A 4,540-nucleotide genomic window follows, 5' to 3' on the forward strand; every position below is an offset into this window, starting at 1 on the left:
TTTTATTAATAAGCTATTTTAATCAATATGTGTTTAGAGTTTGCAGTCTCTCTCATTATTATGCCCAACGTTCCCGCGGTATGGTGTCGTGCGGTTGACTGTCCCACGAAGTGGAGACTGTCAAGCCGAAAACGACGGCATACGGAATGCAAATTTGCAGAATAAAACACAACCGCATGCACTATGACCGTGTGTTAGCGGCTGGTTTTCTTTTTTAATATTTATATATTTTTATCCCGAATATTCTGTTTAAATCAATGTAATTGTAGTCTGTAATATTTTTAATATAATCGGCGTTTTCACTTACAATTCTTTTGCCTCGCTGGTAATCTAATGTGTCTAATGCACTGTATTCCAGTAGTAAAGAATCATTTTTTTTATAAGCTTTTGCATTTTCATTCCAGCCAATTAACTGATAATCATTATAAATAGAGATCTTAAAATCAAGGCTGTCAAAGGTATTCCAAATAATACCAAAATAATTTCTGTGATTAACAGTCTTGATATAGTTTTTATGTGGAGTTGTAAACCCAAAGTATCTTCCTGGTATTATATAGCAATTATTTCCAATTCGTTGCCAAATTGTTATGTATTCTGTTCTGTCTCTACTATATATAAAATGTCTTTTGTAGTCAATCTGATAATACGCAAAGAGAGCTAAAACAATCAATAAAAAAATTAGAAACTTTCTTTTTCGATTAATTCTCATGTTTAGTTTATAATCTTTTTAAACTTGCCGCTAACGTTCCCGCGGTATGGTGTCGTGGCAGTTTCTTTCACATGTGAAAGGAACTGTCAGGACGAAAAGAGCTTGCAGCGAACATTGAATTATTTGGTTTAAAAGTACTGCCATGCACTATGATCGCGTGTTAGGTGTTGGCCTTCTTTCTTATTGATTTTTCTCCAAAAGTTCGTTAAGAATTGTCTTTGTTTTTAAATATTTCTTTCCGGTATCTTTAGTCGTAAACAGATTGTTAATTGAGATGTCTTCAATCCAATTAAAGTCAATTAAGTCTGGGTTTTGACTTGAAATGCAATGATATTCAGAATTCCATTTTATTTGATTCATGTTTGAAAGCATCCCTCTGTCATTTGTAGAATAGATTTTCGTCTTTCCTTCAAGTTCAAACTTTTCAATCAATGGATTATAATTATGTCTTTCTAGAAAATGTCTGATTCTGTCTTTAAATAATTGTTCACTTTTCTTAAGAGATCTGCCTTTTACGATAATAACAATTTTAGTCGGATGGTGTAAATAATGAAGTGCAAATTTCCCCGGTTTACCCAAGGAAATCAAATCAACATACCATTCTCCAGGAAGTTGGTCATTCAAAGGCGAATCATTTCGTTCAGTTTTTATACGATTTAAGTTTAAAACTTTTTTAGTGGCTCGAATAATCATTATGAATCAAATCTTTTCCTCAAATCTAGTAAGTCAAATCATAATTACAATGACTTTAGAATTTTATTGGACTCATCATGGCTTACACCTAACGTTCCCGCGGTATGGTGTCGTGGCAGTTTCTGTCCGATAGGATAGGAACTGTCAGGACGAAATAGCCCGACTGCGAATGTTGAAATATTTTATTTAAAAGTACTGCCATGCAGTATGACTGCGTGTTGTAAGCTGTGCCTTATTTTTTTTCTCACGGGTGCTCTTTAAATTGATGCTTCACAAATTAAACACTTTGGCAAATCAAATGAGTTTCAGCCGCCCGTGACCGGATAATGTAAATCAAAACTTTACGATATTGCGTCAACCCCAAACGATATTGCGTCAAAATATGAAACATTCAAGTTGTACAAACTGAGACTCCGCCCGACGCCTGGTTAAAATCAATCGTTGATCCTACTTAATAAATAACGTTCCTTGCTTCAGCCGAAATAGGGTGGAGGCCAATTTATAAGATCTCAAACAATTAATCCCGGCATTGCTTACAACGTTTTGCAGCTATAAAGCGTGGCAAAATGCGTGATACTTTAGTGTCACGGTATAGTGAAGTAGGGGCGGCGTAGTGCAGCTCGCATATTCCATCACCTTGCCATGAATTATAGGTGCTGTTATGCTGCGTAATTATTATTTTTTAAAAATTTCTTCAAAATCTACTGAATCTAAAATATTCGATTCATTACCCATCAAATCAGTCGTTATAATACCAATAATCGGAAACATTTCTTTATTTTTCTCCGGAATCATAAAATTGTAATAAATACTACCATCGCTCTCAAATCTCCAAATCGCAATTAACAATTGAGGATCGATAATCTTAATGTCAAGTTTATGCTCACTAATAGATTGAGAGTCGTCCCAGGAAAGTGAGGCAAATTTGAATTTATATTTTTTGTCTTTTGATTTAAAGTCAATCAGTGGTTCAGCATAAGTTCCATCCATGAAAAAACTAATCAATGCTGTATCAGACAAGATATATCGACTATTAAACTCAATATCATCATATAAAATCCACTCACCTCTGTATTTGTGAATCTTAATCCAATTATTAGGCAAGTTATACTCGTGTTTTGAAGAACTATTATCGCTTTTTTCTTGAATCCTGTTATAAGAATCTCTGATTTGATTGATTCGCGAATCAGTTAGTTTAAAATCGGCCAAGCTACGTTTTAACTTTGAATCTTTTTTATAATCTATAAAAACTAATTGCTCATACATTTCTGCAGTATCAGAAATCGAGCTTATTATCTCACATGAGTCACCTAAATCAGGTTTGATATACTTGAAATCTTGACAAATCAAGACGTTGTTTATAAAAATTAAAAGAGTAAGGGTCAGACTAATTCTCATTTTGTAATGTGTTTTGTCATTATGCAGCATAACGTTCCTGCGGTATGGTGTCGTGGCAGTTTCTGTCCGATAGGATAGGAACTGTCAGGACGAAAGGAGCAGGCAGCGAACGTTGAGTTATTTGGTTTTAAAAGAACTGCCATGCACTATGACCGCGTGTTGCCTGCAGTGCTTTTTTCATAAGTTGTTTATACTTTGGCATGATTACCATAAAGAGTCATTCCCGATAGTAAGTTTATCGCTTGTTGTGTAATCATTTTTTTCACAGATTATTTCAATAAAATCTATCAGATTCTCTAATATTGCTGGAGGCATTGAATATGCCAGTTCTATTTCTTCGGTTTTTGTTTTGATAAATAACCGCATTGAAAATTCTCCCATTAAACTAAAATCCGTATTTAATGTTTTCAAATTGCACGACTGTATAAGGTTTTCTAGGTTATGAAATTCAGAGTCTGATAACTTACCTGTAAAAAAACCAGATTCTTTTTCACTACTATCTTTATTCCTATATTTTCGATAAAGCTTAACATCATTATTTCTATTAATTTCAATCTTATATTTAGGGCAACGATAACATTCAGACAGGTATATGATTATTTTTTCTAACTGAATGCTATTATCGATAAAATATTCTTGTTTTGTTAAGTGAAGCTTCTTTTTTTCAAAAAACTGTCTTGAATTTTTGTTTATGGTTTTTATTACTAATGTTGAGTCTGTTCTTTTTAATATTTTTAAATTATAACATTCTACTTTATATTTATATTCTTCAATATTTGTTACAATAAAATATCTCTTTTGGAAACTCAAAACTTTATCTTTAATAACTAGGTATGTTTCATAATCATTAAAGTTAGTGCTTATAATATTAAGATAATAATCATCAGATGTATCTCTAATTGAAATTAAATTATTGTCATTATCTAACCAAGTCCCTTTAATTTCAATACCTTGAGAAAATAAAGTTTCAGAAATAAATATTGTTAAGATCAGAAATAAGATTTTCATTTTAGTAAATAACTCTTTTTTTGCATTGCAGGCAACGTTCCCGCGGTATGGTGTCGTGGCAGTTTCTTTCACCCGTGAAAGGAACTGTCAGGACGAAAGGTGCTTTGCGCGAACGTTGAATTATTTGGTTTAAAAGTACTGCCATGCACTATGACCGCGTGTTGTAAGTAGTTTTTATTTCAAGTTTTCTAATAGTCGATATACTTTCCCAGATTCTTCCAATTCGTCGTCTAAATTGTCGTCATAATTAAAATTCTGAACTTGCCATTTATTTTTTGGCTTGTAAAATACAAAAGTAAAACGAATAGGTTGTCTGTCATATTTAACCATATAACTCACAAGTTTATAACTTTCTCCAACGCTTTTATCAGTAATCATTTCGTAGCCATAATAATCTCCAACTAGTCCAAGAAGACTTGTCAATTGATTCTTTACATTTTCAATTCCGTCTTTATTTCGGTCAATTATCCATTTGTTCGTTGAGAAAACAAAGTCAACTGCTTTTTGAGGTGAATTTTCATAAATTTTAAAAAATTCCGTTGTAATTTCTTCGATTGAAGTTTGCGCTTTCAAAATATTTGTCGACAAAATAGTCACAAATGTTAAGGCGATAAGTTTGATTTTTCTATTCATTTAGTATGGTTTTTAAATTACTTACAACGTTCCCGCGGTATGCTGTCGTGGCAGTTTCTTTCCGACGGGAAAGGAACTGTCAGGACAAAAGAGCCCGAC

5 protein-coding genes are annotated in these 4,540 nt (G+C 32.8%); all 5 read right to left on the reverse strand.

The features are described from left to right. Nucleotides 1–214: 214 nt before the first annotated feature. The gene (locus ACE1ET_RS20150) at nucleotides 215–709 is read right to left on the reverse strand and encodes a hypothetical protein (protein ID WP_375730228.1); all 495 of its coding nucleotides are present in this window, start codon (nucleotides 707–709) and stop codon (nucleotides 215–217) included. A 180-nt stretch (nucleotides 710–889) separates the two neighbouring features. Continuing rightward, the gene (locus tag ACE1ET_RS20155; protein WP_375730229.1) at nucleotides 890–1,402 is read right to left on the reverse strand and encodes a DUF6933 domain-containing protein; all 513 of its coding nucleotides are present in this window, start codon (nucleotides 1,400–1,402) and stop codon (nucleotides 890–892) included. A gap of 675 nt (nucleotides 1,403–2,077) precedes the next feature. Continuing rightward, entirely contained in the window at nucleotides 2,078–2,800 is a 723-nt protein-coding gene (locus ACE1ET_RS20160; RefSeq protein ID WP_375730230.1) for a hypothetical protein, read from the reverse strand. 204 nt (nucleotides 2,801–3,004) lie between these two features. Beyond that, nucleotides 3,005–3,880 carry a DUF6438 domain-containing protein gene (locus tag ACE1ET_RS20165; protein ID WP_375730231.1) on the reverse strand — a complete coding sequence of 292 codons (876 nt, stop codon included), beginning with the start codon at nucleotides 3,878–3,880 and terminating at the stop codon, nucleotides 3,005–3,007. Nucleotides 3,881–3,982: 102 nt separating this feature from the next. Further along, nucleotides 3,983–4,441: a hypothetical protein gene (locus ACE1ET_RS20170; protein WP_375730232.1), complete on the reverse strand. Its 459-nt coding sequence runs from the start codon at nucleotides 4,439–4,441 to the stop codon at nucleotides 3,983–3,985. Nucleotides 4,442–4,540: the final 99 nt, after the last annotated feature.

The organism is Quyinboa mangrovi (assembly GCF_042219825.1).
In the GTDB taxonomy this organism is placed as follows: domain Bacteria; phylum Bacteroidota; class Bacteroidia; order Bacteroidales; family UBA5342; genus JBHJHP01.